Source organism: Sphingobacterium siyangense, assembly GCF_023277505.1.
Lineage (GTDB): Bacteria > Bacteroidota > Bacteroidia > Sphingobacteriales > Sphingobacteriaceae > Sphingobacterium > Sphingobacterium siyangense.
The window spans coordinates 3,794,756-3,820,959 of record NZ_CP080574.1 but is presented as its reverse complement, the minus strand read 5'-3'; the positions used below and the strand labels follow the sequence as shown (position 1 = coordinate 3,820,959).

Sequence of the window (26,204 nt, the reverse complement as noted above, 5' to 3'; positions counted from 1 at the left end):
ACTCGCAATTTCCGCTTTTGATTTGAGCATTAGGAAAGTCTGCAAGAATTGCTGTTAAGTCGTTCCAAACATCTTTCAATTCATCGTCCTAGTTTTCAGAATTCAAACTAAATTTTCCGTTTTCTACTTTTATATGCTTGAGAAAAATACCTTCTTGTGTCGAGCTAATTCTCTCCGCAAGTTGTATATAGTAACCTTGATAGTCTGGGTAAGGAACTTGCTCTGGTTGTCTTTCTTCACCTGAATAATAACGAAACAGAATGTCGTGTCCGTATTTGTTTAATTTTTCTTTCCAAAATAAAGGTCTCGGAATTTCAGAAAGGTCAGCGGTCAAATACATTTCTTTTTCGCTTGTCCAAGGCTTAAATGTTGTTTTTATTAGCTCTTGTTCTTCAATTTCAAGGCTGTTTGTAACAAGTCGAAAAGTCGCAAGTGTAGAGAACTCTAAGCAAATTCCATTTTCAACTTCTTGTGCTTCAATATATTCAATATAGTTGTCGTCACCAACATTTGCTAGATCTTTGTCAAAAGTCCATTCGTAAATTTTTGATGGAATGATTTTGAAAGGCAAAATGTGTCTTTCTGAATTTGCCTTGTAATTTGCTTTCACATTATAACCAACAATAATTTCAAGCGGATTTTCTTTTATTGCCAAAACGTGTCCGTCTTCAAAATAAAAGTTGTCGGACAACCATTTATCAAGGTCGTTGAATGTATGTATCGTAGTTTTCAGCATAGTATATAATGGTGCGGCGACTTCGCGAAGTAACATAGCCATATCGAATATACGAAAGTGGAGCTGTTTTGCCAAGTTGCTTCTTGTAAGTTGTCCGTGTAATGACGGCTTATGTCAATTCTAATCTTAATGTACTATGGTTTCCCATATCCAATCCTACTTCCAAACCAATACCTTACTGAAGTACAAGGGATCTTGAGCGAATTGCGGGACTTAAAAGCGAAGCTAAGGGCTGCAGGCATATTGGCAAAATAATTAAATAACATATAACAAAAACCTAAAGTGCGGTATTCCAAAAAATATCGCATTTTTCTTTTAAAATAACGGATAGGAACCGTAATCATTTCAACTTTTCGGTATCGTCCAACTACCGCTTACAAAGCCCTATTTTCTCTCAGATCGACCTGGCAGCAAACATACTTTTGCCTATATCATTTAAATCAAAGAAATATGGCAAATCAATTTTTAGTTAAGGAAACTTTGGCAGCTATGCAAGGCATATCAGCCATTGAAATCACAGCATTGCAAAACGGTACCTACGAAGGAGTGGAGCTATTAGGCTATTACGAAAAAGGGGATACCCCAGCACCGATCAAGTACTATCTGGCTGCGGCTACTCCGGGGCCTGGGGCAGACGATGGTGGCAGTCTAATTGTAGTTAGTGGAATCGGGCTTATCCATGAATTTTGTGATCGGGTTGATGTGAGTTATTTTGGTGCCATAGGTGGCGTTGTCGATTGTCTTGAAAGAATCAACCGTGCCATTGTGTATGCGCAAAACAATAACGTAAAAATAGTTGAAGTCAGCCAAGATGTGCTTTTAAGTTTGCCAGCGAGCTATTATGGACCAGGTATATTGATGAAGTCACATGTTTATTTGGAGCTCAATGCGACGATCGCTATTCGAACCAATAACAATGACCGGTATGCAATTATATTATTTTCGGAGGTCGTCGATAGCGGTGTGTTTGGTAGGGGGCGTATAACCGGCGATAATGCAACACATATTGAAACTTCGAGTGAGTGGGGGCACGGTATAAATATTGTCGATGGCTGTAGCGATATCAGCATTCAGGATATCACGATTGAGAATTGTTGTGGCGATGGCATATGTATAGGCGGTGCAGAAACTGCCGACGGGGGGAGCATTAATATTTCTGTAGAACATGTAATCGTGGACAATAATGGACGTCAGGGTATTACGGTAACGAAAGGAAGCAACATCAGTATTTCAAAGTCGAGGATCAGCAATACAGGAGTGATTAAGGGCAAATTCCCCATGGATGGAATAGACATTGAGCCGAATAAAAATAATAGCGTTTTGAACGTCAATATTTATGATAATACTTTCCTGAATAATGTCGGGCATGATTTCGAAAGCAATTGCATGCGGACAAATACGATGATCGAGAACGTTAATTTTTACAATAATACCATTCAGGTAACTAAACAAAAATCTGCGACGGTAAGCGCACTGATCAAGGTGAATGCCGAAAGGCTTAAGGATGATATGATTACCAAGAATATCTCCATTAAAAATAATCAGTTAGTTTATGAATTTGATGGAGTACCTCAGATTACAGCATTTATCTATTGTTACGGTTCTGCAAAGGTGATTGATATAAGCAGCAATACATTTAAAACCAATCTTGACATCACTTCGATCAAACTCGATACCGTCTTTGATGTTGTGGTTGGCTCTAACTTCTCCTGGCGATCGTTCCACTTTGTGCTATGCCAAACAGAAGTACAGGGGCTAACCGTGCATGCCAATACTGTTGATACCTTAATGCATGCCATGGTATCCGCTGGCAATAGCTCCAAGATTAAAGTTTATTCCAACACGATCAATAAGCAAATAGGAACTTCGGTGATGGCGTACAATTATAGTAATTGTAGCGATCTGTTTATTTACAATAATAATAGTACCAACTTGAGCATGGGCTTCTTTTCCAATAGCGGGATGTTGTCCAATTGTATTATTAAGGGGAATGTCATTAACAATTTCAACACTTCGGGTAAGACGAATGGTCCTTGTATTTATGTCACGGGCGTTTCCGCCAGTGCCAATATCGTCGTTGAGGATAATACCATATTACAAACAGCGAATGCTTTGTCGATCGGTATTCGTGCATCCTTGTCGCTGTCTGAAACCTATATTAAAAATAACATGCTGATCGGACAGTTTGCGCAGCGCGTTTCCAATGAGGTTGGGGCAGCAGTAAAGGTGCTGGATCAGAATATTATATTAGAGGCCAATAATACGGTTCCAGGCTTAGTGAAAAAGTCGGCAGCAGTAGGAGGTTCAGCAAGCCCATTGCCAAATGCAGTTACAGATTCGGTAGCGGATACACTACCAAAAATTGTCACTGACCTAAATACATTGATCGGAAAATACAATGAGCTTCGCATTCTGACTAGTGAGGTACGCGGTTCGCTGAATGCCAAATTGGTTGCTGATAGAGCGAGTGGCCAACAGGCATAATTTTTTTGAAAGGCTTATTGCTTCGGTCTCCCTTAACGACCGTTAAGGGAGACTTTTCGATCTATTTTATACCTTTATAGCAGCTTACGTTTTGCATCCTCAAATTCTGCTTTTGTAATCATTCCTTTTTCCATCAATCCATGTAATCGCTCTATTTCAGTCGCAGCATCCTTTTGGGGAATGGGTGAAGTGGGTATATAATTATGAATAATGGGCTGTGAAAAATATACACGGTTATATTTCATATCAAAACTCTCTTTATTCATGGAGAGAAAAACGATAAAATCAATCAAAGCGATAAATGCGGGTATAAGCGTCCAGCAAAAAAGGAGGTAAAGGACACCTAATCCGGTTTGCCCGAGGTAAAATCTATGTGCACCAAATCCTCCAAGGAAAAATGCCATTAAAGCTGCGGTTGTTTTATCTTTCATATGTTATTGATTAATGCGGTTTGTATTGTCTTTTCAAACCTACGGATTGCCTGTTAGGCATTCTTACGGTTTCCCGTAACCAATCCTCCATTCAACCGATATCTTGGCCTTAAATTGTATGTAAGGCTATTTTAATCGTAACTTTGGGGGCAAAATTCAAATAAACAAAAAATCTATAGTTGTAACACAGAAACCGACTCCTAAAATTTATTTAGGACACATGTGGTATGAATTTTTTTAAATCGAAGGTGCTTTCCGTATTCATAAAAAATTTAATCAAAAATTAGTGGTGGTCAGATAGCCCGACGCACGTAATGATTCCAAGATATGGTTTGCCTCAGCTTGATCCATATCATTTGCAAATTTTATGGTTTTAAAACCATATTCAAATCGAATAGTGCCTCTGTTTCTAAAAATACCTAAACTATTCCCCTGGTTCCAAAAAACAAACTCAAAATGTTCTTCCTCAACATGAAATTTCTTCGCTTCTTGTAGATCATAAATCTTATGCCTGAATAGAATATCGTTTTTTCTGGCAATACTTATTTGCTCGCGATCTATTGTAATAATTTCTTTTCCAATGAGGTACCACATCAACGTTTTCATTACAAATAAGCCCGCTGCCATCGAGAGCATCAACCAAACTATAAAAAATATTCCCTCGAAGCTTAAACCGCCAGTGGTATCGTAAAAGTTTTCAAGTGTCGGGGCAAAAAAAATAATTGATTGTATCCAACCAACTAGCCATAAACTAAAAATAATGATAATAGGTAAATGCTTTTTTGCCGGGACAATAATGGAATACCCCGTTGGAGTTTCGTAATGGGTTGCAATACCGCTATATGGCCTATCCATATTCAATTTGTTTTATAGGTGTACCAATTCAAATGGTCCAATTTTCGATGGCTAATATGCAATAAAAAAACGAATTTCAATATGATAAGGTTTAGAACAAACAGAATGCTGCGTTCTTTCCCTAAAATCATGCATGAAGATATTATAAATCTAAAATTTTTACATAAATTTAAAGCTTACTTGTATTTATAAGATCTATTTAATCCTTTTTAATGGCAACAATACGGATGACTTCCAGCGATATACTGACGAGCCGAACTATAACCACAATAATCTGTTTTTTTATTTTTAGCCTTAGCAATTCTTTTGCGCAATCACATGACAATTTTTTAGTGATTGGACAGCGCTATACGATAAACTCTAAAATACTTAATGAAAGGAGAAATTATTCTGTTTATTTACCGGCTTCCTATAAAAACAATGTCGACAAAAAATACATCGTTGCCTATGTTTTAGATGGGGACAGAAGTAAATTTTTAGAAGTGTCGGGGATTGCACAATCGATGCATTCAGATGCAAATCTTAAGCTGCAAATACCTGAACTTATTATTGTATCAATAGAAAATACCGATAGAACGAAAGAATTTTACTCCTACAAATTCATTGAATTATTTGGATAGGGAAGATATTTCTGCATTTAAAAGTAGCGGAAAAGCGGATGATTTCATGCGTTTTATGGAGAATGAATTAATGGTGGAAATAAATAAATCTTTCAGAACCGTTCCACAGAGTATGATTATCGGCCACTCATTGGGTGGACTATTTGCGTTACATTGCCTGTTAGAAAATCCACAGCTGTTTAGTTATTATTTACTTATCGACCCCTCTTGGTTTTGGGATCATAATTATATTGGGAAAAGAAGTAAAGAAGTTTTGGCGAATCGAGTCGACCTAAAAGCTAGGATATACATTGCATTAGCCAATAATATGCAGGAGGATAAGAGGCATTATCAATGGGGAAATCAATTTTATAAATTACTGAAAGAGAATAAATCTCCAGATCTGAAGGTAGACTTTAGATATTTTGAAGACGAAAAGCATTTAACAGTAACAATTCCTGCTACATATTATGGCCTTAGATATCTCTTCGAGCCATATAATATTGATATAAATGAAGTAACAAAAGACCCCAATTTATTGGTAAATTACAGTGCAAAAATAAAAAAGGAACTTTTCTTTGATACTAAACCGGACCAAAGTTTTGTAAATACAATTGGATATGTTGCCCTTTATGATAGGCAACTACCTGATATAGCAATTTCTATTTTTGAGCTGAATACGGAAAATTATCCGCAATCAATCAATGTATGGGATAGCTTAGCCGAGGCCTACACAGTCAGGGGTTATATTGATAAAGCAAAAAAGTGTTATGAAAAAATCTTGACACTTTCTCCAACTAATAATACTGCAAAAACGAAACTAGAAGAATTAAATAGCAAAATAAAACAGAGAAACTAAATGCTGGACATAGGAACGCGAAACCAGCATTTTATACCACTTCGCCCGCAATAAATAATGTATATTCGGATTGGGTATTAACCTTACCTGATTGAAAAGTAGAATACCATGATAATAACCAGGACCAATTCCAATTGTTGCCAATGTTTTTATCAGCAGCGATATCTTTAGCATTATCGGTGCTAGTTTATGTAGATTTCTTCGGAAGTCGCTCTATCAGCGATGAGAAGAAGAGGGAATTACAAGCGGAGCTACAGACATGCTCAAGTTAGTGTATACTGTATTTGTGATATGACGATACTAACTATATTTACTAATCGCAGCAACCGAACATAATATCCATCTTTTAAAGCGAAATGGTGGGCATATTATTAAGAAATCTGCTCATTCTAAAGCAGCCTCTGTTTTGATTAAAAATTGATCAACGGCCTTCCGGATGTCAATTCCAGATCTTTTTGCCAAGACAATCAGCCACCAAATGTTTTCACCAAGTTTATGTTCCAATTGCGCTTCAGAATCTACTTTCGGCCAACGTTGTTGTTGCGACATAATGTTTCTGCCTACCAATCCAGCATCCGTTAAATAAGCCAGAGCATCTTCTTCCACAGTCCATTCACTTCCATGGTGCATCAATTCCAGTTGGCGGTATTTTCTTCTAATTTCCATACTGCGGCGAATGATTTCGTCAAAACTATCTTTATTCATATCTTTGCTATTGTTGTTATTATAAATGAATTAAATCTGCCCTTACAAAGGCTATTTTGCCTTCCTTAAATTTAAAATCAAAGGTACCCTCAATTTTACCTTCGGAAAAATCTCCTGTGAACTGTACAGCTAAATGAGCATTTGCTTCATCAATTATTTTCAGTTCTGCCTGTTCCGTATGTGTATTGTATCCGATAAAGTAGCAATCAAAATACTGCTGAATTCCTTTATGCCCTTCAAATATTCTTCCTACCGAAGAGTCATCTAAAACAGCGTCTGGCAGATAAAAGGTAAGATATTTTTCAGTATTGAATGCATTGCTCGTAGCAATTAAATTTTTGATAAATGTCTTTATATTCATATCATTACTGTTGTTTAGCCCACATTGGATTTGTCTCTAATATAGTTCTATGCACAGGACAGGAGGGGGAGTGAGCACCGGGGAGATAACCAATACTCATTAGGAACTCATTTACGATTTCTCCACCGGTAAAACGGAATGTTTTTTTGAACAGTTTTACCCATTCTCCTTTGGTTTTTGGGTGATGGTGCTCCAGCCACTTTTCAAAACTACCATATTCCCTTTGCAGAAGTAGAAAGGTTTTCGCATTCTCAATGGCTGCATTAACCTTTAATTTGTTACGGATAATTCCCGCATCATTCAGCAACCGTTCGCGATCTTTCCCGTCATAAGCAGCCACTTTCTTGACGTCAAAATCATCGTAGGCTTTACGGAAATTTTCCTCTTTTTTAAGGAGAGTTTCCCAACTCAACCCCGCTTGATTTATTTCCATAATCAAGCGACCGAAAAGCTCATTGTCATCATGAATGGGAAATCCGTAATGATTGTCATGATAATTCTGATGAAGGCTCCGGTTGGGTTCCTTCATCATAGGTATGTAGTCGCAATAACTCATTGTTTATTAATTTACGTTGGTACAAAGATCGACTAAGGTGCGAAGGTAAAGTTCGTCAAAATGGAAGAGTTAGTTGCCATTTTGACGAACATTTTATCTAAATAATGTGTGTATCGGACAATTAAGTTATGGATCTGCTGTTCATCGCCCATTTTTAAATTTGATTTTATTGTTAGGCATTATTGTCTATTAAATAGGTGTCGGGAATATCGTTGATGATATCCTCACCATACGCCGAGCCAGGTGATTGATAGCCCACTTTAAAATCACCATTCAAGATGCGATGTGCCACAGCTACTACCGAAAGCGGTGTAAGGTCATATCCCGATGGAGCATCTACATAAGCTTTTACTACTTTCCCGTCTTTAGCGGTAAGCTCAGCTGAAATCCCATTTCGCCCCGCTGCTCGCTCCTCAGCTGTTGGTCCATCAGGCAGATTTTCGGCAGTTAAATCAGGAAGTTCATTGGCGGGCAGATTTAAGGAAAAAAACTCTTCAATATTTGGAATTCCTGTGGATTTATAGCTAAGAATAATTCCTCCCAGAGGCGTTGGCATACATTCCACTTCCTCTTTGCCAAACGAAAAAAGTTTTGACTGTGGATCGGGATGATCAATAATTTCATGATTTCTACGCACTAATATACCTAAATCGGCAATATTCTTACTGCTTAAAACCGAACCTCTGGAAAAGCCGCCGTAGTGTCGGAAACCCACTTTCAAATATTCGGGATCAGTCACTAATTTTGAAAGATGCACCACCAAAGCGTCATAACTTACAAAAAGTCCAGCTCCGGATATTAATTGTATTCCAGCTTCCAGAGCTTCTCTATTCAGCGATTGTGCCAATCGGTAGGTGTCCAGTTCCGCACTAATATCCAAATAGTGAACACCAGCTTTCAGGCAGGCTTTCATTGCTTGTTCGGCAGTAAATTTAAACGGACCGGCGGCATTGATTAGAGCCTGTTTACCATCTAATGCAATTTTCCAGGTGTACTCGGTATCTACATCAAAAATGTGATAATTAACCGCTAATTCTTCTGCCAGTTTTCGCGTTTTATCGGGTTCTCGTCCTGCAACCTCAAAATCAATATTCAATTCCTTTGCCCTGGCTGCAATGATTTTTCCAGTATATCCTGTTGCCCCATATATCAGGAGCTTATTTTTCTTGTTGTCCATATGCTGATATTATTTAAGGATTAAGAATTATAATGATGGATTTGTCCCTCCGTCAATAATATAATTTACACCGGTGATATAAGATGCTTTTGGAGATACCAGAAAGCCAACCAGTTCTGCAATTTCCTGCGGCAGGGCCATCCTTCCCAGCGGTATTCCGCCGAGGCTATCCATCAAATCTAGTGTTACCTGTTCTACGCTCAAATCCGATGTTTTGGCCAGTGATTGCAGGTAGGCATCCATTGTATCTGTTTTTACCATTCCCGGAGAGACCGTAGCCACTCTGATCCCTTTTGGGCTAAATTCTTTCGACAAACTTTTGCTATAATTATTCAGAGCTGCTTTGGCAACTGCATAGCCACCTAGCGATTGATATACCGGAAGTGTACCTGTGACTGAAGAAATGTGAATGATTACACCGCTCTTCTTTTCTACCATCTGCGGCAATATTGCTCTATCAATGCGTACGGCAGATTGAAGGTTTAATTGCAGGTCATTTTCCCAATGTTCATCGGTAAGGGCTCCAAACCCGCCCGAGGGACTGGTAGAACCACCCATATTATTGACCAGAATATCTATTGAACCAAATTTTTCGTTGATTTCATTAACCATCTTATCGGTTTGAGCGGCAATAGTCAGATCTGCTGCAATGAAATGATGTTTTGTGTGTGTTTCTATAGGGCGGGTTCTGGCCGTTACAATTATGAGTGCCCCAGCTTCCGACAACCTTTCGGCGATTGCCCTGCCTATGCCTTTTGTACCTCCTGTTATCAGGGCTACTTTGCCTATAAGTTCTTTTTCCATTTTATCTTTTTTTAAATTGATTGATATGTCGAAATCAATGTTTCCGATCTTATTATTTTTTTTATTATACTTAAACTAACCGGTCATTAAACAGTTGGATAAGTACCCCCGTCAACAACTATATTAGCTCCGGTGATGTATCCTGCACCATCCGATACCAAAAAGGCCACCATATTGGCAATTTCTTCAGGTTCAGCCAAACGGTTCAACGGTACCCCGCCCAGGCTATCCATAAGTTGTTGTGAAGCTTCTGCTACAGTTTTGCTAATGGTCTTTGCATAGCTTTCCAAAAAAGTTTCCATAGCTGTTGTTTTGACCATGCCCGGGGAAACTGTATTTACCCGAACACCATTCTTTGCTACTTCATTGGCAAGTGTTTTACTGTAGGCATTTAACGCCGATTTCATTACGCCGTAAGAGAAATTGGACTGGTACAAGGGTATCTTGCCATTGAGTGAGGAAATATGGATCACAACTCCCGAATTCTTTTCGATCATCTTTGGAACCATAGCCTTATCCAGCCTGATAGAAGCCATAAGATTGAGTTCGATATCCCTGTTCCAATCATCGTCACTGAGCATCTGGAATCCTCCTGCCGGAGAAGAAGTACCGCCCACATTATTAATCAGGATATCTAGCGTTCCGTATTTTTCGATGATTTTTCCTGACAACTCAGCAATATTGCTATTATCGGTCAGATCGGCCGCTATAAAATGATGTCCGGTTTCTTCCTCGGATGGTTTTCGTGCTGTTATCACAACTGTTGCGCCATTGGACGCCAACTTATCTGCTATGGCTTTTCCAATACCTTTTGTTCCACCCGTAACCAGTGCAATCTTGCCCCTTAATTCTTGAGTTGAGTTCTCCATTATTGATAAATTATTGAAACATTTGTTTCAGATTTGATTAAAAAATTAGTATTGTTTACTGACTGGGTCACGCAAGATGGTCTGCAGATGATCCTGACTTTGCCCCGACTCAAAAGGGGTCAAGTGGATTTCATGGTGCATTCCGGATTTCTTAAATCCATTCTCCGTCGCAAATTTTTGGAGTATGGGCAATGTTTGCAATTCTCCAGCAAAAGGTCCTTTATGTAAAAGCTGTACACAAGTTCCTGCGGTGTAAGTAAAGTGCTCAAAGTCTTTTGCGAAAGGGAGATTGGCTGTTTGCGCAATCTCTTGTATGGTTTCAGCCTTTATAAAAGCTGGAATGCGGATCACAATGCGGTACAGCAACAGGTCTAAATCAACAGTGGTATAGAAATTTCCGATATCTACATATCCCACTTTTTGCTCTTCAAACCAGTAGAATATTTCTACCACTTTGCTCGAAAATGCGAAATCGGTTTTAGCATATTGCTGTTCCAATATAGTAACAAACTTTTTAATTGCTGCTTTCTTTTGATAGAAGAGAATAGTTCCAGGAGCACCTGCTCCAAGAATAGACACATAGCTAACTTCGCCTATTTCCACTAGTTCAGGCTTTTCGTCTGCTGTGTAGTAATGTTTGTATTCTTTCAGTATATCCATTTTTTAAAACGTTTGTTTCAGATTTTGGTAAAAAAATTATTGATTGATCTGTTTGATCAGGAACTTTGCCATGCTTTTAATGCGGTTTTTGTCTTTATGGATGATAAAAAATTCGTGCCAGCCACTAAAATGATTGATGATATAATCCGTCAGCATAGCTGCATCTTGACTTACCGTTATTTCTCCCTTTTGGATCGCTTTTTCGACCAAGCCATTCAAAAGTTTATAAGTAAATTCATTGTCAGCCTTAATGATTTTTTGCACCTGCTCATCGGTTGCAGCGACTTCAAAAGTAGTTTTAATGGCCAAGCAACTGTTGGGTTCATTTGTAATGGTATAAGCCGAAGATTGGATAAATTTTTCGATCCCTTTTATTGGAGACTTAATGGGCTCCAACTGCTTTACGGCTTCTTTCATCCTTGTCTCGGTATAATGCTTTATACAACGGATAAAAAGTTCGTGCTTGTCGCCAATGGTATTGTAAAGGCTGCTACTATTGATACCCATAGCCTCGGTCAGATCCCGCATCGTGGTGCCATTATAGCCTTTTCTCCAAAAGACATCCATTGCCTTGGAAACCGCTAATTGTTCGTCAAATTCAACATTTCTTGCCATATTCAAGTGCAAAGATATAAAAATATTTGAAACAATCATTTCAAAATTTAATATTTATTCCTTCTAGTCAATTCAATAAGCTCTTTTTATAGTCAGAAGGGGACAACGAAGTTTTACTTTTAAAGAGTTTATTGAAAGATTGCGGATGTTCAAATCCTAGATGATATGCGATTTCAGCGATGGTCAGTTTATCCTTTGTCAAGTATTCTTTCGCCTTTGTTATTACTTTTTCGTGGATGAACTGCTGGGTATTCAATCCGATTAGGTTGCGCAGCAGATCGCTTAGATACCGTGGTGTAACATTAAGATTTTCTGCCACTGATTGGACGGTTGGCAGTCCCTTGATCAATAATTTATCTTCCTTAAAATAGTTCTCCAACAACACTTCCAATTTTGAAAGAATATCATTGTTTGCCGCCTTTCGGGTCAGGAACTGGCGATCATAAAATCTGTTGGCATAATTGAGCAAAAGTTCAATCTGTGAAATGATCACATCTTGACTGAATTTATCGATACGTTCGCTCAGTTCCTCCTGAATGAATCTGTAAATACTCAGAATGGTTGCTTTTTCCTTTTCCGAAAGATAAAGAGCCTCCGCAGCCGAGTAGGCAAAAAAGCCATATTGTTTGATCTGCGTATTTAATGTATAGTGTCGAATAAAATCGGGATGGATGTGGAGTGTCATCCCACTAAAATCCGCTTCTTCGTCCTGCATTTTTAATAACTGACCGGGTGCTATAAATGACATACCGCCCGATTCAAAATCATAAAATCCCTGACCATATTTCAGTTTTCCTGAAAAGCTTGTCTTGAAAGATATCTTGTAAAAGTCGAGTATAATCCCGTGTTCAAAATCCTTTGGGTCAAATATAGCATCTCCATAGTTCATTATACTGATCAGTGGATGTGACGGTGCCGCTTGGCCCATTGCCTTATGCAATTGGAATAGCGAACTGAATATGACCGGCTGTTTTTTCATAGTACAAATTTAAGCAATTCATAAAGAAGTCGTTTCTGCCAAGTTGGTGTTAAATCTGACAGAAACAACGAAATTAAAATATAAATTGTGAACGTATTTTTTCGAATTGTCCTTCGGGTGTCAATTCCAAACGCTCCTTATATAGACCAATAGCATCGTTGCCTGCTATATACCTGAGCTGTTTTTTGTTATCAGTGGCTGCATCATAAATAATCTGGGCCACGTCTTCTGCCTTTGTATAATTGGCGAGCTGTTCCGCGCTATAGCCTTCACTTACTTTCGCCACCAGCTGGGAGTAAGCATTATGCATTCCTCCTTGTAATGATCTCCCTGCAAAATCAGTCTGCATTCCGCCCGGTGCTACTACTTTGACTTGAACGCCAAATTGTGCCAATTCGTAGGCCAGACCCTCTGAAAAACCATCTACTGCAAATTTGGTGGCATTATAAATTGAACAGGTTGGATACCCCAATAAGCCAAATGTACTGGTAATATTGATGAATATTCCATTTTTCTTTTCTCTAAAGTAAGGAACAAATGCTCTAGTTATATTAATTACACCCAGCAGATTGGTGTGCACTTGTGACGTAATTTGCTCATCGGTCAAAGCTTCCAGCGGACCTATCAGACCATAACCGGCATTGTTCAATACTACATCAACAGAATGGGATTGTAAAATAGACGAAACTGTTTTTTGAATTGCCACACCATCGGTAACATCCAATTTTATTAAGGTTACATTTTGAAGTTCTTTCAGTTCCTGTTCCTTTTCAGGGTTTCGCATCGTTGCAATAACGTTCCAGCCCTTTGTGTGAAATAATTTAGCTGTCGCCTTTCCTAAACCTGAAGAGGCTCCTGTAATGAAAATTGTCTTTTGCATGTCTCTTTATTTTTATTTAACTATACAAAAGTGGGCATTGCAAAAAGCCTGAGATTAATCTAAAGCGTAGTATTGTAAGTCAAAATGACGATAGTGTAATAATGGAAATTTTTTTCTACGGAGGACAAATATTTCAATGCTATTTGTAGGTGGTATATTACCAATCCTATATCCTGTTATTATTTAACCGATATAGCAATACCGACCACTATCAGGAGTATGGAGCGTCTATGAAGTTCTTAACAGCGCACTGCCAGTAGATACTAATCGCTCCGGAAGTATACAGTACAAATAGCAGATTTTTTTTTCAGCCTATGCTACCTTAAATTTTGATCTTGGAAACGAATGGACATTGCTTCTCGGGATCCGCTTTGAGAATACAGACATCAGCGACATTTCAGAATTATGCGCCTTACACGAGAAAATTTTCTAACTGGGCACCAAATTTATTGGTATTGACGGAGCTTACCAAAAAACTGGAACTTTCCCATACCTATACGGGAAGCAGGAACACCTTATTGATGGGCAGCATCAGCTGTAGGATTACGGTTGGGTACCAGTCTGACGATGCAAGTGGCAAATCAAGCATGGTTTACAGCATTATAAAAGTGCTTTCCGCAAAATCGTATCATTACCACTCACATTTAAATCTGGTTTGTGACAATTGAATGTCAGTAGTCAAAAGTGACGTCTCCCCGGATTTAGGAGTGTTTTTAAAATTCTTGCCTGAAAAAAATTACTCCGTCACCTTTTTCTTATGGTTTATTCCCCAATCCTTAAGTGCATAAATAATGGGGGTTAGAGTGTCTGCATAAGGCTCAAGTATGTAGGAGATCTTTATTGGATACTCATCAATGATAATTCTTTTCAGCAATTTATGCTGTTCAAGATCCTTAAGTTCTTTCGCTAATACTTTCGGTGAGATTCCGGGTATACTCTCCTGGATATCTGTGAAGCGATCATTGCCAACACCAACTGATATGATGATGGGTATTTTCCATTTCCCATTGATAACATCCAAAGTATCTCGCACTGGTTTTATAGTCTCTAGACAGTCACAGTGAATTTTTTTTTGTGCCATTGTTTTGTTTTTATTATACTGATGAGCCAATTACGTTAATTTTAGATTGCGCTATCGACCTCATTGATTTCTTTCATTACTTCAGCAAACATTTCTATCGACTTAATTCTATCCTTTATGTCATAAATCGTTGATACGACAATAAGTTCGTCAACCTGCGTTTGTTCAAGAAACGCTTTCGTCTGTTCTTTAACGGTTTCCTTAGTGCCCACAAAGGAATATTTAAGCATCTTATGTACACTTGGATGATGGAAAATGTCTTTCAGTTCATCGGTCATTTCTGTAGGCGGATGCAAAGGCTGAGAATATCCTGTCAAAATAGCCAAAAACATCCTGATCAGTGATGTAAACAATTTTTGTGCTTCTTCATCCGTATCAGCGATGATCACATTGACACCCGCAATTGTATAAGGTTTTTTCATCATTTCGGAAGATTGAAACTCATCCCGATAGATTTTTAATGCCGACATTAAATGATCTGTGGCAAAATGGCTTGCAAATGCATAAGGCAATCCTTTTCGAGCAGCTAGATGTGCACTATCCGTACTTGATCCCAAGATGTAAATGGGAACATCGGCACCTTCTGCGATCGGTGCTCTTACTTTACCCGTACTGTTGGATTTTGAAAAATAATGTTCAATTTTCTCAATTTCCGCAGGGAAAGAGTGCGCTGCTTTCATAAAGTCCGATCGGATCTCCTGAGCCGTCAGCGTATCTGTACCTGGCGCTCTTCCCAGACCTAAATCAATTCGGTTAGGATAAAGATGAGCAAGAGTTCCAAATTGCTCCGCAATGATCAAAGGCGAATGATTGGGTAGCATAATGCCACCCGACCCTACTCTTATTGTACTGGTGTTTTCGGCTACATAAAGTATGAGTAGCGAAGTGGCACTGCTGCCTACCGAAGCCGAATTATGATGTTCCGCAAACCAATAGCGTTTATAATTATTTGCTTCTGCCACTTTAGCCAGTTCCAGCGACTGCTGTAATGTCTGTCTAAATGTACTGCCTTCTGATACGATGGCGAGTTCTAAAATGGAGTGAGCGATATGTTTTTTCATTTTTTCGAAATTTTGATTTTATTAAATAACAGATAACACGAATAACAGCACCTAACCTCTTATCAAATAAATCAACACAAAGTTATCAATTGAAACTTTATTATTGATAGCAATTAACAAAAGACACTGAATCCGTTTAAATTGCTCCCATGTTGAAAAGCAAATAGATTGATGTGATTAAAAATTTCTGAATGCTGGTTTTGGAAGCTCGAGGTTTCCACGAAGTGTTGTTTCTTCATACTCGGTATGGAAGATTCCTCGTTCTTGTAATATAGGAACGACCAATTCGATAAAGTCTCTGAGACCGTACGGATGATCTTGTTTGATCATCAGCATATCCATAATTCCCCCTTCGTACCAATTCTGAATTTCATCAGCAACACTTTCGGCAGACCCAAAAAATAGCGGTGGTGCAATTCGCTGATACGGATTCAGTGCCGCCAGCTCCATATATTTTTGATGAGCTTCAGCATCCGTTCTTCCCACGATTGGATTTTGCGAAGTCGCGATCACAAAGTTGTCTGGATTTCTATTCTTCTCATCCAATTTTTTTCTAAGTGCCATGGCCGTATGTTTTATCTCTTGCAGCGAAAAACCGCCTACAAAAGCACCATCCGTGTAAGTAGTAGCTATGTCAACAAATGTTGGTGAACTGCCAGCAGTGTATAAAACAGGTCTTCCCTGAACAGAACGGCTTATATTCAACGGACCTTCGACAGAAAAATATTTCCCCCTGTAGTTTGTTAAATGCATTTTGTACGGATTCAAAAAGATTCCATTTTCTTTATCCCTTACAAATGCATCGTCCTCATAGGTGTCCCACAAGTTCCTTATAATTTCTAAAAACTCGCGATGCATAGGATACTGGTCTGCTTTCGACAAGTGCCCCCGACTGAAATTGACCATCCCTCCCGGATTGGAAGTTATGGCATTCAGTGACGCTCTTCCTCGACTTATTTTATCTAAAGACAGAACCTGACGCGCTACATTATAAGGATCTGTATAAGAACTTGAAGCCGTCATAGAAAGTCCTATTCGTTCGGTCTTCATGGCTAAGGCAGACATGATAGAAACGCCTTCGAACATACTCAGATAATGCGGAATATTTCCTGGACCAACGTGGCTGACATCAATCAAAAATAAACTTTCAAATTTGGCATCTTCCGCAAGTTTGGCCTGCTGAACATAAAAGTCGATGTTTTCGCTTGCGTCTGCCGGCATATCCGGATGTTGCCAAGAGGTATGATTCCAACCTGTACCTTCGATAATGGCGGCAAGTTTCAATTTCTTTTTATTACCCATATTGCTTGGTGATTTATTTAAATGCCTTATCTCAACTCGAGATTTTCTAAAGTATCGATCCAAACATTTTTACATCTTACAAAATTACAGCAAAATTACTAACCAAAATATAGTAGTTACCTAAAGGAAAGTGAAATTGATCTATTGATAAGGGAATATGTTTTTTCCATACTAAATTAAAAATCTACTTTCCTTTGGGAAAGTACTATTAAAAGGAAAGTTTAGTTTCTGTAGATTTGTCTCATTATCTTTTAATACTTGAAGCTCAAGGATTAAAAATACATGTCAGATTTGTAAAGGACATGCGTGGAGTTAATTAAAATTAAATATTTAAAATATTAAGATATGAATATAGGAATAATCGGTGTCGGCCTTATTGGCAAAACATTAGCTTTAAAATTATCAGAAGGAGGTCATAATGTGGATGTAGCAAATTCTTCGGGACCAGAAAATATTGCAAAGGATATTCTCGCAAATGGTGCGCAGGCAGTCAGCATCCAGCAAGCTATTGATAACAAAGATGTTATCATTATATCTATTCCGTTAAGCCGTATACCCGCTATAGCACCACTATTTTCTGCTGTTTCGGAAGCAACTACCATTATAGATACCTCTAATTATTACCCTGCGCGTGATGGTAGCATTGACAGCATTGAAAGTGGGCAGGTAGAAAGTTTATGGGTGAAACAGCAGTTGGGACGTCCCTTTGCTAAAGCTTGGAATGCAATTGGGGCTCACTCTTTTGCCGTGAATGGCAAACCTTCTGGGGCTCCTCAGCGTATAGCAATTCCAATATCTGCAGATAGGGATATAGATCGACAGGTTGCAATCAAATTGATCGATGAAACCGGATTTGATGCATTTGATGCTGGCGCTCTGTCTGATTCCTGGAGACAGCAGCCTGGATCTCCGGTATACTGTACAGATCTAACTCAAAAGGAAATAGCATCCTTGATGGATACAGCAGAAAAGGAGCGCTTACCAAAACGAAGAGATTTAGCTATCCTGGCTATTACGGAACGATTGGGTGGAATTTCCAAAGATCTAGATCCAGCGTATCTACTTCGCATCAATCGTGCATTGTATATCTAATCTAGAAAATAAATGTAGGTTTTGCATTTAGATCATTTCTGGCTCTAAAAGCTGTATTTGTGTTTAGAGTAAAAATGGGAAGACAAAATAGTAAATAACATATGAAAATAGGAATAATAGGTACTGGAGCCATAGGCGGAACAATCGCCAAAAAAATGGCTGCGGCCGGTCACCAAGTGAAAATAAATAATGCAAGCGACATCGACAAATTGAATGCCCGTGCTGCGGAATTAGGTGTTACAGCTGCTCATCAAAAAGATGTGGTAAAGGATGTAGATGTCATTATTCTATCTTTGCCGACTATAGCCATCCCCACTCTGCCCAAAGATTTGTTTGCCGACGTTCCGAAAAATGTAATTGTGGTCGATACCTCCAATTATTATCCATTCCGCGATGCAGATATTGAAGAAATCAAAAATGGAAAGGTAGAGAGTGTCTGGGTATCTGAACAATTGGGAAGACCTGTAGTAAAAGCATTCAATAACTTATTGGCAGAAACACTTGCCAGTGGTGGAAAAAAAACTGGTGCTGAAAACAGAATTGCAATGGCCGTAGCCGGTGATGATGCCGAAGCAAAAAAGGTAATAGCCGGATTGGTTAATGAAGCTGGTTACGATGCAGTTGATTCGGGTAACCTTTCCGAATCTTGGAGACACCAGCCCGGCACACCAGCTTACTGTACAGAATTGGATGCAGCAGAATTAAAACAGGCATTGGCAGATGGTGTGAAAGAAAATGCACCCATTTTGAGAGATAAAGCTATTGTTGAACTTTCAGCTAGGTCAAGCTATCCGTCTCATCCCGATGTTGTTAAATACAATAGAGCATTGTTTGAAAAAAATCCAAAAACAAAGTAAAAAACTGAACGACAACTAGAAAATTGAATTTGATCGTTAGTAAAAGTAGGTAAAAACGTTTCATTATTGCCTACTTTTGTATCATAATTACAGGTAAAAATTTGCAGAAATTTGTCCATATCAAATATTTAGAAATAATATAATGGCAAAGACAATTTTTATAACAGGCGCATCCCGTGGGTTCGGAAGAATTTGGGCGGAAGCATTTTTAAGACGTGGCGACAATGTCGTTGCGGCTGTTCGTAATCCTGAGACCTTAGCAGAACTGGAACAAGAATTTTCATCAAATCTTTTGGTTCTTAAACTTGATGTTACAGACAGAATTGGAAGTTTTGAAGCAATTGAAACCGCAAAAAAACATTTTGGAAGTATCGATGTACTCATAAATAACGCAGGTTTTGGACACGTTGGAGCTGTAGAAGAACTTATCGAAGACGATGTTAGAGCGCAATTCGAAACCAATGTATTGGGTTCATTATGGATGATTCAGGCGGTTTTACCAATTATGCGTACGCATAATTCAGGTCAGATCATTCAGCTTTCAAGTGCTTTGGGACTAAATACAGTACCATTAATGGGACTTTATAGCGCCACTAAATTTGCAGTTGAAGGGCTTACGGAAACATTGGCAAGCGAAGTAAGCGGTTTTGGCATTAAAGTAACCATCGTAGAACCGGGCGGATTCGCTACAGATTTCTTCGGAAACAATTCTCTTGCGATCAGCTCAACAGTTTCTGCTTACGATACCATAAGAAAAGATTTTTATGACCACGCAGCAGACCAAGATTCTGGTAATCCAAATGCCACGGCTACAGCTATCCTGAGTTTAGTCGATGCCGAAAATCCACCATTAAGACTACTGTTAGGTAAAAATGCATTCACCTGGACACAACACACTTACGACGAACGTCTTAAAACCTGGGAATCTTGGCAGGATGTCTCTGTAGCAGCACACGGTTAACAGAAATTTAAAATGAGCGGGATCTGACTTTTCCAGAATCTACTTTTAATATCGTTTAAAAAAATATGGAACATTTTACCAAAATTAGCGACCTGCACGAGGCTTTCGGTATTAAGCCGCCTGAAAACCCGCTTTTTAGTGTGGTCTATGGTGAGCAAGATATGTGTAAAGGGAATAATAAACTTGAATTTTCTTCCGGATTTTACATCATCGGATTCAAAAAATTGAAATCGGGGAGTATGTCGTATGGTAAAACCAAATATGACCACGACTTAGGTTCCATGTCGTTCATAAAGCCACAGCAGAAAGTAGCATTCCAAAACATAATGCTAGAGGAAAAAGGCTTTTTAATTATTATTCACGAAGATTTTTTAGCCGGAACAGCACTTTACAACGAAATAAAAAAATACAGTTATTTCGATTATGAAGTCAACGAAGCTTTACACCTTTCACCTGCGGAAGAAAATATCATCTGGAATTTGTATTTCAATATCGAAAAAGAGTACAATAACAATACGGACGAGCTAAGTAAGTCTATCATTATCAGTCATCTTGATTCAATGTTAAAATATGCACAACGGTTTTATAAAAGACAGTTTATCAACCGAAAGCAATTAACAGGATCAACGGTAACGAAGTTTAATGCGCTGCTTGTTGCAAATTTTGAAAGCAGAAAAACAAAGGACATTGGATTACCCACGGTAGCGCAGATGGCAGAAAAGCTGCATATATCACCCCGTTATTTAACCGATTTACTTAAAGAAGAAACAGGTAAGACAGCCCTGGAGCTCATCCATCTGTTTTTAATCGCCGAAGCCAAAAATTTACTGAGTGAAGGTGAACTCAATATCTCTGAAATTTCGTACCTGTTAGGTTTTGAAAACACCACTTATTTTTCCCGTCTCTTTAAGAAAGAAGTAGGTGTCACCCCTAATCAATTCAGAGGACGCTTCTTAAACTAACAATGGCAGTTGCCAATAATTGACCTATAAATACAACATCATAACGTATGGAACGTACAGCAAAAGCACATTGGTCTGGTACTATAAAAGAAGGTAGAGGGGAGTTGACTACCCAAAGTGAAATTCTAAACAAGACAAATTACAGTTTCAAAACCCGTCTTGAAGACCATCAAAAAGGAACAAATCCTGAAGAATTATTGGCAGCAGCACATTCTGCATGTTTTACTATGGCGGTTAGTTTTGCATTAACAGAAAAAGGACTAAATCCAACATCATTGGATACCGAAGCTACATTGACCATGGAAGGTCTTTCAATAGCAGGAATTCATCTTTCAATCTCTGGGGCAGTGCCCGGTATTAGTGCAGATGAATTCGAAACCATAACAAAAGATGCTAAAAAAAATTGCTTAATTTCTAAAGTATTGAATATACCAATAAGTTCGAAAGCACATTTAATAGCCTAAATAACCAGAAAGTTATTGATCTTTTGCATAGTGTAAACATCCTATTTTAAACTTTATAAAAACAAATAAAACAATAAAAATGGCAAGTAAGATAGCATTAGTAACAGGCGCAAGCCGTGGACTGGGTAAGGATTCCGTTTTGCAACTGGCAAAAAAAGGGTTTGATATTATCCTTACATATCAAACCAAAAAAGAATTTGCCGATGAGGTAGTAACGGAAATTGAAAGTATCGGACAAAAAGCATTTGCATTGTCTCTTGATATCTCAACAACGGCAGGTTTCGATCAATTCACAGCAGAAGTGAAAAACATCTTGGATACACAATTTTCTTGCGCAAAACTGGATGCACTCGTAAACAACGCAGGCATAGGGATCAACCAGAGCTTTGAAACGATGACGGAAGAAAAAGTCGATCTCATGACAAATATCCATTTCAAAGGCCCATATTTCTTAACGCAGAAACTACTACCCCTATTAAATGACGGAAGCAGTATCGTGAATATTTCTTCGGGTTTGGCCAGATTCTCATCTCCAGGATACTCTGCATATGGCGCTATGAAAGCTGCAATAGATGCACTATCAAGATATCAGGCTTTGGAACTGGGAAGTAGAAAAATAAGAGTCAATGCACTTGCTCCAGGTGCAATTGAAACTGATTTTGATGGCGGTGTTGTCCGTGATATGTCAGACGTAAATAAATACTTAGCTTCCGAAGCAGCTCTGGGAAGGGTAGGATTGCCGGATGATATTGGAAGTGTGGTAGCATTCCTTTGCTCCGATGATTCCAAATGGATTAATGCGCAACGGATAGAAGTTTCTGGTGGATATAGAATATAATTAGCTAATGCACAGTTTGCAAAAATCATTGATAAAGACGGTTATGTAAATGGGAGGAAACAAACCACAGTTAATAGCGCAATTGGCTCAAAAATTGCTGCTGATGAAATTGTCTATGGCTTTCCCGATCAAAAACTCGGCGTCTTATAAGCATATCCCCAATATATCCTTTGATGAACGCAGGGCAACATAACGGGCTTGCCGCTGTGTTGTCCGGTTCAATGTCTCCGCGTTCATCGGCTTTTTGTGCTATGTTTAAATAATCATGTTTTTATAATCACCAAGATAAAGTGAAAATCAACACGTAGCGCAGCTGCTTAGCGGGGGGATGAAAAGGCATTTACGGTGAATAGCTGATGTGTCATGCAGGGCTTTTCTTTTGCCAGCCAATAGCGAAGAATTTTATTTTTTAGTAACTTTGGGGTAGTATTATTAATATATAATAAATAATGACTGGATGGGAACTTGAAAAACCGGGAGAGTTGCTGCAAACTAGCCGTAACAGGTTAAACAAAACATTGAATGAGTTTTTAAAGCGATACCCGCTGGCTACCGTAAGCGCGGACCATAACATTTTGCTTATCATACGTAAGTACCACCCTTCCCTAAATTGCAGTCCCGAGAACGAAACTTATCAAACAGATGATTTCCGATATTGTATGGCGTATTATACCATAAACGCCTATACATATTTTGAACTGCCCACTTATGATTATCAATATGTCTCTATGCAATATGATGCTGCTATAGGGGATTTTACTATCAGGATATCCGCAAAAGGAATAACCCGGATCACTAATATCAAGGAACTGTCACAGCAGCTCAATAATTTTATCGAGCGTGATGAAGCAACAAAACGTACTATTTTTGAATCACTCGACAACAAGGTGCCAATTGTCACCAAACCGTCTCCCATCACCCAAACCGAGATACAGTCCGCCGTTGTCGGCAGATTAACTAATACGGAGTATGATGATTGGTGGACGGCCATAGATGAGGTCGACATTCCCTTCTTCAACAATGAAAAAATGCCGGTTTCGTTTACGGATTTTAATCCAAATGAAGACCATTCTTTTATCGAGGAAGCGGATGAACTGTTACGTAACTTCTTGGCGCAGGATAACAGCCACCGCCTTACGGTATCGGCATATGTGTACCAAAATTGCATGGATTTTTTGGACGCCATTGGTTACGATGATGCTGATGATGCGATGTGGAAGATGAAGCAGCCTGAAGAGGTGTGGCAGTTTGTAAAATGTACCGGGCTATATGTAAGCCGCGAGCCGTATGAAGATAAAGGTGTATATCTGCAACTGCTTTGCGATTGCGATTGGGAGCAGGAACATGGGCTGCAGCTGGTGTACAATAAACAGGGGAAGCTCGTTCGTGTAAGTGCGCAGGACGGACATATTATAGGCTAGAAAAGAATTATATTTAACTATGCATATTAATCATAATGACAAACATTCACCCTTTTGGAAACTGCTGCCGAGGGTCGGTCTTGGACCTATACGTTTTCCTGATGCCCAGATCGGAGGTAGATAACTATCAGCATGAGCTGGGTTCGATTGTCGGGTAGCGGAGTGATAATTTGGATCAGCAGCTAACCAATAGCGCTATTTAAGGAATGTAATCCACCTTCCGTTAAAGCGCTGAAAAATTACAAACTTTTTCCATCTTTAAGGTTTGGGGATTTATTGGTCATAATATTTTTATTCGATTATATTGAGAAAGTTGTTTCTTCAAATATATATATTGGATCAAATCCTTGTGGTATTAATTTTTCTTTGATAATATTTTGTGAATATTAACTATCCATTTGCTGAATATAATTATATTGGTACGGTCAAAATATTTAAAAATTGAATTATTAGCCTTTTATAACCATGAAATTTAGAGAAGCAAAAATTGAAGATATTAAACAGATCCAGATCGTTAGAAATTCTGTCAAAGAAAATACGCTTTCTGATCCAGCACTGGTAAGTGATAAAGACTGCGAAGAATTTTTATTTGAGCGGGGAAAGGGCTGGGTTTGTGAGATAGCTGACCAAATTGTAGGTTTTGCGATTGCAGATTTAAAAGAAGATAATATCTGGGCACTTTTCTTAGCACCGGAATTTGAAGGACAAGGAATAGGCCGCAAGCTCCATCAAATGATGCTTGACTGGTATTTTTCTACAGGAAAGCAATTTGTATGGCTGGGCACAGCTCCTAATTCAAGAGCAGAAGGGTTTTATCTGAAATCAGGTTGGGAGAGAAACGGAATGCACGGCAGTAAAGAGGTTAAGTTTGAAATGACAAAAAGCACTTGGGAAAATATTAGGCAGGAGGCTTAGGCAATTGGAAATGTCGGGAAGGAATATTTTGTTTGAAGTTTTGATCCTCAGATCAAGTAGTGGCTATTACAGTTGTTTTGAGCTCTGCTGTTTTTGTTAATAAAAGTCACAGTAAAAATTCCATTCTTCTGTTTTCGCATTTTTAGCAAAATACATCGTTCCGCTATCAACTATATTCAAATTTGCTTTGTCGTCGGATGCAATTTGAAATACAAATTCAAAGTCTTTGCCGAAATAAACACCTGGTTGACAAAAGCTTGGATATCCTCCAAGTTTGTGTCCATATTGATTTTCAGCTATATCATAATAACCTTCAATTATTCCCGAACTTTCAAGTTTTAATATTTCATTTTCCATTTCACTTGTTAAACCACCTCCATCCCACACGGGATAATCTTCTTCTATTTTTGAAGGTTTTAGGGGGAATGGTTTTAGTCCTGAATCAGGATTGTTTAATTCTTTAATTATTAATTTGTCTGATTTTTTATATTCTCGCAAAAGCCATTCATTTCCGTTGGCAGTTATATCCATTGGAAGTTCTTCTGCTATAAAAACAGTAACCACCATTGTATCAGCTAAAATATCAGGTCTAATTTCAATATCTTCTAAGCAAAGTTGGAACAGAGGAAACGTCCAAAACGATAAGATAATTCGTATAAAAAAGTGGCGGATAGTGTTTTCAGTCAGTTTCTATCCTTGATAGACCGGGATAGGAATCTGTCCAATCTTGTGAGCTTTATACGTATGAACATATTTCGCGAAGATTGCCTCCTTTGGTGGTTAACGAGAGGAGCTTTTATTGCTTAATTTGTTTGTCTCATTAAAGTTACTGAATAAATAGATTGGCTACGGATTCCCGCAATCGGATAATGTACGCTCAAATTACCGTGCATGATAAAAGCATGGGCATGAAAGATTATCATCTTTACAACAAAAATGGTTTTGCTTTTTATGTTTTCAGGAAATCTCAGGGAGAGTGGCAATTGGCATTCGGTGTACTCGCCGATGACATCAAGGAAGCGTGCATTGACGCCCTTATACTTCGCTTTGATACGGATGTGCCTGAGTTGTTTTATCATCATGGAAAACGCCAGTTAGTGGAAGTTGTGGCCAAGAAATACAGCCTTTGGCATATTTATCTCAACAATGCTTATGTAGGAAGTATTCAATATTACACCTTCAATAAGAAGTTCAATTACCAGCTTGAAGACAATGGCTTATTGACCGATGATCACGTGCAAAGGTATATAGCCATCATCCAACGCGGGGGACTAAAGTGGATAAAGGACGATATTCGATGAAAAAAGGATATAAAAGGAATAAAAAAAAACCTTGAGTCTGGGAGGATCTCAAGGCTTCCTAATTACTACCTATTTTGAAAAGTACTATTAATACAATATCGAGTCCTGTTTGGTTTTTAAAAAAAATTATTTCTAGCTGCTGAGCACTGGGTACTAGCTGTCAAAAAGTTTTCTGTTACCGGATTTTTGACTATAGATGGTCTATACACCAAAAAATATTTTACTTTGACGGATCAGGTGTGGATGCTCATGGAAGAACTTTTTGATAAACGGCGGTTTTCATTATCGAAGAGTGGGTTGATCTGGAATTTTCGTAAGACAGATAATAATATTTGATGAAGTGAAATAGCCTTTTGGAATCGAATTATAATTAGAATGG

General features: G+C 38.5%; 31 protein-coding genes. 14 read left to right on the top strand and 17 right to left on the bottom strand.

Translation table 11 applies throughout. The annotated features are described in order from the left end of the window. Window positions 1–88: 88 nt before the first annotated feature. Window positions 89–811 carry a metallophosphoesterase gene (locus tag K2F45_RS15925; protein WP_147420879.1) on the bottom strand — a complete coding sequence of 241 codons (723 nt, stop codon included), beginning with the start codon at window positions 809–811 and terminating at the stop codon, window positions 89–91. 375 nt (window positions 812–1,186) lie between these two features. Between K2F45_RS15925 and K2F45_RS15920 the strand changes: the two genes are divergently transcribed. Beyond that, on the top strand, window positions 1,187–3,220 hold the full coding sequence (locus tag K2F45_RS15920) for a right-handed parallel beta-helix repeat-containing protein (RefSeq protein ID WP_248931862.1): 2,034 nt from the start codon (window positions 1,187–1,189) through the stop codon (window positions 3,218–3,220). Window positions 3,221–3,294: 74 nt separating this feature from the next. Here the strand turns inward: K2F45_RS15920 and K2F45_RS15915 are convergent, their stop codons facing one another. Both K2F45_RS15915 and K2F45_RS15910 read right to left on the bottom strand, forming a co-directional pair. Continuing rightward, a complete protein-coding gene (locus K2F45_RS15915; RefSeq protein WP_075993037.1) occupies window positions 3,295–3,651 on the bottom strand; it encodes an NINE protein in 357 nt (118 codons plus the stop codon). 276 nt (window positions 3,652–3,927) lie between these two features. Continuing rightward, window positions 3,928–4,506 carry a hypothetical protein gene (locus tag K2F45_RS15910; protein WP_088161882.1) on the bottom strand — a complete coding sequence of 193 codons (579 nt, stop codon included), beginning with the start codon at window positions 4,504–4,506 and terminating at the stop codon, window positions 3,928–3,930. A 212-nt stretch (window positions 4,507–4,718) separates the two neighbouring features. On the opposite strand from K2F45_RS15910, the gene K2F45_RS27375 reads away from it, so the two are divergent. Beyond that, complete coding sequence (locus K2F45_RS27375; protein WP_276521419.1) at window positions 4,719–5,126, top strand: alpha/beta hydrolase-fold protein; 408 nt, start codon at window positions 4,719–4,721, stop codon at window positions 5,124–5,126. Next, entirely contained in the window at window positions 5,119–5,964 is an 846-nt protein-coding gene (locus K2F45_RS15905) for an alpha/beta hydrolase-fold protein (protein WP_276521418.1), read from the top strand. Before K2F45_RS27375 ends, K2F45_RS15905 begins: the two co-directional genes overlap by 8 nt. 384 nt (window positions 5,965–6,348) lie before the next feature. Here K2F45_RS15905 and K2F45_RS15900 read toward each other — a convergent pair whose 3' ends face one another. The 10 genes from K2F45_RS15900 to K2F45_RS15855 form a co-directional block, all read right to left on the bottom strand. Continuing rightward, window positions 6,349–6,669, bottom strand: coding sequence for a nucleoside triphosphate pyrophosphohydrolase family protein (locus K2F45_RS15900; RefSeq protein WP_172392200.1), 321 nt, complete (start codon window positions 6,667–6,669; stop codon window positions 6,349–6,351). Window positions 6,670–6,688: 19 nt separating this feature from the next. Continuing rightward, window positions 6,689–7,030 (bottom strand): nuclear transport factor 2 family protein, encoded by a 342-nt coding sequence (locus tag K2F45_RS15895; protein WP_248931861.1) that lies wholly within the window; start codon window positions 7,028–7,030, stop codon window positions 6,689–6,691. Window positions 7,031–7,034: 4 nt separating this feature from the next. Then, on the bottom strand, window positions 7,035–7,562 hold the full coding sequence (locus tag K2F45_RS15890) for a DNA-3-methyladenine glycosylase I (protein WP_248931860.1): 528 nt from the start codon (window positions 7,560–7,562) through the stop codon (window positions 7,035–7,037). 196 nt (window positions 7,563–7,758) lie between these two features. Continuing rightward, complete coding sequence (locus tag K2F45_RS15885) at window positions 7,759–8,763, bottom strand: saccharopine dehydrogenase family protein (RefSeq protein WP_248931859.1); 1,005 nt, start codon at window positions 8,761–8,763, stop codon at window positions 7,759–7,761. Window positions 8,764–8,790: 27 nt separating this feature from the next. Beyond that, complete coding sequence (locus K2F45_RS15880) at window positions 8,791–9,567, bottom strand: SDR family oxidoreductase (protein ID WP_248931858.1); 777 nt, start codon at window positions 9,565–9,567, stop codon at window positions 8,791–8,793. Between the two features lie 86 nt (window positions 9,568–9,653). Then, entirely contained in the window at window positions 9,654–10,436 is a 783-nt protein-coding gene (locus K2F45_RS15875; protein WP_248931857.1) for an SDR family oxidoreductase, read from the bottom strand. Window positions 10,437–10,481: 45 nt separating this feature from the next. Beyond that, the gene (locus tag K2F45_RS15870) at window positions 10,482–11,096 is read right to left on the bottom strand and encodes a hypothetical protein (RefSeq protein WP_248931856.1); all 615 of its coding nucleotides are present in this window, start codon (window positions 11,094–11,096) and stop codon (window positions 10,482–10,484) included. 36 nt (window positions 11,097–11,132) lie between these two features. Continuing rightward, window positions 11,133–11,711 carry a TetR/AcrR family transcriptional regulator gene (locus K2F45_RS15865; protein WP_248931855.1) on the bottom strand — a complete coding sequence of 193 codons (579 nt, stop codon included), beginning with the start codon at window positions 11,709–11,711 and terminating at the stop codon, window positions 11,133–11,135. Between the two features lie 67 nt (window positions 11,712–11,778). After that, window positions 11,779–12,690: a helix-turn-helix domain-containing protein gene (locus tag K2F45_RS15860; RefSeq protein WP_248931854.1), complete on the bottom strand. Its 912-nt coding sequence runs from the start codon at window positions 12,688–12,690 to the stop codon at window positions 11,779–11,781. Between the two features lie 73 nt (window positions 12,691–12,763). Beyond that, complete coding sequence (locus K2F45_RS15855) at window positions 12,764–13,570, bottom strand: SDR family oxidoreductase (RefSeq protein WP_248931853.1); 807 nt, start codon at window positions 13,568–13,570, stop codon at window positions 12,764–12,766. 335 nt (window positions 13,571–13,905) lie between these two features. On the opposite strand from K2F45_RS15855, the gene K2F45_RS15850 reads away from it, so the two are divergent. Then, the gene (locus K2F45_RS15850) at window positions 13,906–14,238 is read left to right on the top strand and encodes a hypothetical protein (RefSeq protein ID WP_248931852.1); all 333 of its coding nucleotides are present in this window, start codon (window positions 13,906–13,908) and stop codon (window positions 14,236–14,238) included. A gap of 68 nt (window positions 14,239–14,306) precedes the next feature. Here K2F45_RS15850 and K2F45_RS15845 read toward each other — a convergent pair whose 3' ends face one another. From K2F45_RS15845 to K2F45_RS15835, 3 genes are all read right to left on the bottom strand, one after another. Next, window positions 14,307–14,603: a winged helix-turn-helix transcriptional regulator gene (locus tag K2F45_RS15845; protein WP_248931851.1), complete on the bottom strand. Its 297-nt coding sequence runs from the start codon at window positions 14,601–14,603 to the stop codon at window positions 14,307–14,309. Between the two features lie 89 nt (window positions 14,604–14,692). After that, complete coding sequence (locus K2F45_RS15840) at window positions 14,693–15,712, bottom strand: LLM class flavin-dependent oxidoreductase (protein WP_248931850.1); 1,020 nt, start codon at window positions 15,710–15,712, stop codon at window positions 14,693–14,695. A gap of 177 nt (window positions 15,713–15,889) precedes the next feature. Continuing rightward, a complete protein-coding gene (locus K2F45_RS15835) occupies window positions 15,890–17,014 on the bottom strand; it encodes an NtaA/DmoA family FMN-dependent monooxygenase (RefSeq protein WP_248931849.1) in 1,125 nt (374 codons plus the stop codon). A 345-nt stretch (window positions 17,015–17,359) separates the two neighbouring features. Between K2F45_RS15835 and K2F45_RS15830 the strand changes: the two genes are divergently transcribed. The 9 genes from K2F45_RS15830 to K2F45_RS15790 all read left to right on the top strand — a co-directional run bounded on the left by K2F45_RS15830 (window position 17,360) and on the right by K2F45_RS15790 (window position 24,524). Further along, complete coding sequence (locus K2F45_RS15830; RefSeq protein WP_248931848.1) at window positions 17,360–18,106, top strand: NADPH-dependent F420 reductase; 747 nt, start codon at window positions 17,360–17,362, stop codon at window positions 18,104–18,106. Window positions 18,107–18,207: 101 nt separating this feature from the next. Continuing rightward, entirely contained in the window at window positions 18,208–18,963 is a 756-nt protein-coding gene (locus tag K2F45_RS15825; protein WP_248931847.1) for an NADPH-dependent F420 reductase, read from the top strand. Between the two features lie 142 nt (window positions 18,964–19,105). Beyond that, entirely contained in the window at window positions 19,106–19,924 is an 819-nt protein-coding gene (locus K2F45_RS15820; RefSeq protein ID WP_248931846.1) for an SDR family NAD(P)-dependent oxidoreductase, read from the top strand. A 65-nt stretch (window positions 19,925–19,989) separates the two neighbouring features. Beyond that, a complete protein-coding gene (locus K2F45_RS15815) occupies window positions 19,990–20,886 on the top strand; it encodes a helix-turn-helix domain-containing protein (protein WP_248931845.1) in 897 nt (298 codons plus the stop codon). Window positions 20,887–20,933: 47 nt separating this feature from the next. Further along, window positions 20,934–21,350, top strand: coding sequence for an OsmC family peroxiredoxin (locus tag K2F45_RS15810; RefSeq protein ID WP_248931844.1), 417 nt, complete (start codon window positions 20,934–20,936; stop codon window positions 21,348–21,350). A gap of 79 nt (window positions 21,351–21,429) precedes the next feature. Beyond that, window positions 21,430–22,188, top strand: a complete 759-nt coding sequence (locus K2F45_RS15805; protein WP_319030492.1) for an SDR family NAD(P)-dependent oxidoreductase — start codon at window positions 21,430–21,432, stop codon at window positions 22,186–22,188. 49 nt (window positions 22,189–22,237) lie between these two features. After that, on the top strand, window positions 22,238–22,381 hold the full coding sequence (locus K2F45_RS15800) for a hypothetical protein (protein WP_248931843.1): 144 nt from the start codon (window positions 22,238–22,240) through the stop codon (window positions 22,379–22,381). A 256-nt stretch (window positions 22,382–22,637) separates the two neighbouring features. Further along, complete coding sequence (locus K2F45_RS15795; RefSeq protein WP_248931842.1) at window positions 22,638–23,609, top strand: DUF6985 domain-containing protein; 972 nt, start codon at window positions 22,638–22,640, stop codon at window positions 23,607–23,609. 465 nt (window positions 23,610–24,074) lie between these two features. Further along, the gene (locus K2F45_RS15790) at window positions 24,075–24,524 is read left to right on the top strand and encodes a GNAT family N-acetyltransferase (RefSeq protein ID WP_248931841.1); all 450 of its coding nucleotides are present in this window, start codon (window positions 24,075–24,077) and stop codon (window positions 24,522–24,524) included. 96 nt (window positions 24,525–24,620) lie between these two features. Here the strand turns inward: K2F45_RS15790 and K2F45_RS15785 are convergent, their stop codons facing one another. Next, window positions 24,621–25,091, bottom strand: coding sequence for a DUF1963 domain-containing protein (locus K2F45_RS15785; RefSeq protein ID WP_248931840.1), 471 nt, complete (start codon window positions 25,089–25,091; stop codon window positions 24,621–24,623). A 341-nt stretch (window positions 25,092–25,432) separates the two neighbouring features. Here K2F45_RS15785 and K2F45_RS15780 point away from each other — a divergent pair, with 341 nt between their 5' ends. Next, on the top strand, window positions 25,433–25,825 hold the full coding sequence (locus K2F45_RS15780) for a hypothetical protein (protein ID WP_248931839.1): 393 nt from the start codon (window positions 25,433–25,435) through the stop codon (window positions 25,823–25,825). Window positions 25,826–26,204: the final 379 nt, after the last annotated feature.

What these genes read in the sequence shown, in the direction of transcription:
- K2F45_RS15865 (WP_248931855.1), bottom strand. Translation starts at nt 11,711, where the DNA reads ATGGCAAGAAATGTTGAATTTGACGAACAATTAGCGGTTTCCAAGGCA.
- K2F45_RS15920 (WP_248931862.1), top strand. Translation starts at nt 1,187, where the DNA reads ATGGCAAATCAATTTTTAGTTAAGGAAACTTTGGCAGCTATGCAAGGC.
- K2F45_RS15810 (WP_248931844.1), top strand. Translation starts at nt 20,934, where the DNA reads ATGGAACGTACAGCAAAAGCACATTGGTCTGGTACTATAAAAGAAGGT.
- K2F45_RS15800 (WP_248931843.1), top strand. Translation starts at nt 22,238, where the DNA reads ATGGGAGGAAACAAACCACAGTTAATAGCGCAATTGGCTCAAAAATTG.
- K2F45_RS15780 (WP_248931839.1), top strand. Translation starts at nt 25,433, where the DNA reads ATGAAAGATTATCATCTTTACAACAAAAATGGTTTTGCTTTTTATGTT.
- K2F45_RS15880 (WP_248931858.1), bottom strand. Translation starts at nt 9,567, where the DNA reads ATGGAAAAAGAACTTATAGGCAAAGTAGCCCTGATAACAGGAGGTACA.
- K2F45_RS27375 (WP_276521419.1), top strand. Translation starts at nt 4,719, where the DNA reads ATGGCAACAATACGGATGACTTCCAGCGATATACTGACGAGCCGAACT.
- K2F45_RS15870 (WP_248931856.1), bottom strand. Translation starts at nt 11,096, where the DNA reads ATGGATATACTGAAAGAATACAAACATTACTACACAGCAGACGAAAAG.
- K2F45_RS15860 (WP_248931854.1), bottom strand. Translation starts at nt 12,690, where the DNA reads ATGAAAAAACAGCCGGTCATATTCAGTTCGCTATTCCAATTGCATAAG.
- K2F45_RS15815 (WP_248931845.1), top strand. Translation starts at nt 19,990, where the DNA reads ATGGAACATTTTACCAAAATTAGCGACCTGCACGAGGCTTTCGGTATT.
- K2F45_RS15900 (WP_172392200.1), bottom strand. Translation starts at nt 6,669, where the DNA reads ATGAATAAAGATAGTTTTGACGAAATCATTCGCCGCAGTATGGAAATT.
- K2F45_RS15790 (WP_248931841.1), top strand. Translation starts at nt 24,075, where the DNA reads ATGAAATTTAGAGAAGCAAAAATTGAAGATATTAAACAGATCCAGATC.
- K2F45_RS15830 (WP_248931848.1), top strand. Translation starts at nt 17,360, where the DNA reads ATGAATATAGGAATAATCGGTGTCGGCCTTATTGGCAAAACATTAGCT.
- K2F45_RS15805 (WP_319030492.1), top strand. Translation starts at nt 21,430, where the DNA reads ATGGCAAGTAAGATAGCATTAGTAACAGGCGCAAGCCGTGGACTGGGT.
- K2F45_RS15825 (WP_248931847.1), top strand. Translation starts at nt 18,208, where the DNA reads ATGAAAATAGGAATAATAGGTACTGGAGCCATAGGCGGAACAATCGCC.
- K2F45_RS15890 (WP_248931860.1), bottom strand. Translation starts at nt 7,562, where the DNA reads ATGATGAAGGAACCCAACCGGAGCCTTCATCAGAATTATCATGACAAT.
- K2F45_RS15840 (WP_248931850.1), bottom strand. Translation starts at nt 15,712, where the DNA reads ATGAAAAAACATATCGCTCACTCCATTTTAGAACTCGCCATCGTATCA.
- K2F45_RS15915 (WP_075993037.1), bottom strand. Translation starts at nt 3,651, where the DNA reads ATGAAAGATAAAACAACCGCAGCTTTAATGGCATTTTTCCTTGGAGGA.
- K2F45_RS15895 (WP_248931861.1), bottom strand. Translation starts at nt 7,030, where the DNA reads ATGAATATAAAGACATTTATCAAAAATTTAATTGCTACGAGCAATGCA.
- K2F45_RS15835 (WP_248931849.1), bottom strand. Translation starts at nt 17,014, where the DNA reads ATGGGTAATAAAAAGAAATTGAAACTTGCCGCCATTATCGAAGGTACA.
- K2F45_RS15910 (WP_088161882.1), bottom strand. Translation starts at nt 4,506, where the DNA reads ATGGATAGGCCATATAGCGGTATTGCAACCCATTACGAAACTCCAACG.
- K2F45_RS15785 (WP_248931840.1), bottom strand. Translation starts at nt 25,091, where the DNA reads ATGGTGGTTACTGTTTTTATAGCAGAAGAACTTCCAATGGATATAACT.
- K2F45_RS15795 (WP_248931842.1), top strand. Translation starts at nt 22,638, where the DNA reads ATGACTGGATGGGAACTTGAAAAACCGGGAGAGTTGCTGCAAACTAGC.
- K2F45_RS15855 (WP_248931853.1), bottom strand. Translation starts at nt 13,570, where the DNA reads ATGCAAAAGACAATTTTCATTACAGGAGCCTCTTCAGGTTTAGGAAAG.
- K2F45_RS15885 (WP_248931859.1), bottom strand. Translation starts at nt 8,763, where the DNA reads ATGGACAACAAGAAAAATAAGCTCCTGATATATGGGGCAACAGGATAT.
- K2F45_RS15875 (WP_248931857.1), bottom strand. Translation starts at nt 10,436, where the DNA reads ATGGAGAACTCAACTCAAGAATTAAGGGGCAAGATTGCACTGGTTACG.
- K2F45_RS15820 (WP_248931846.1), top strand. Translation starts at nt 19,106, where the DNA reads ATGGCAAAGACAATTTTTATAACAGGCGCATCCCGTGGGTTCGGAAGA.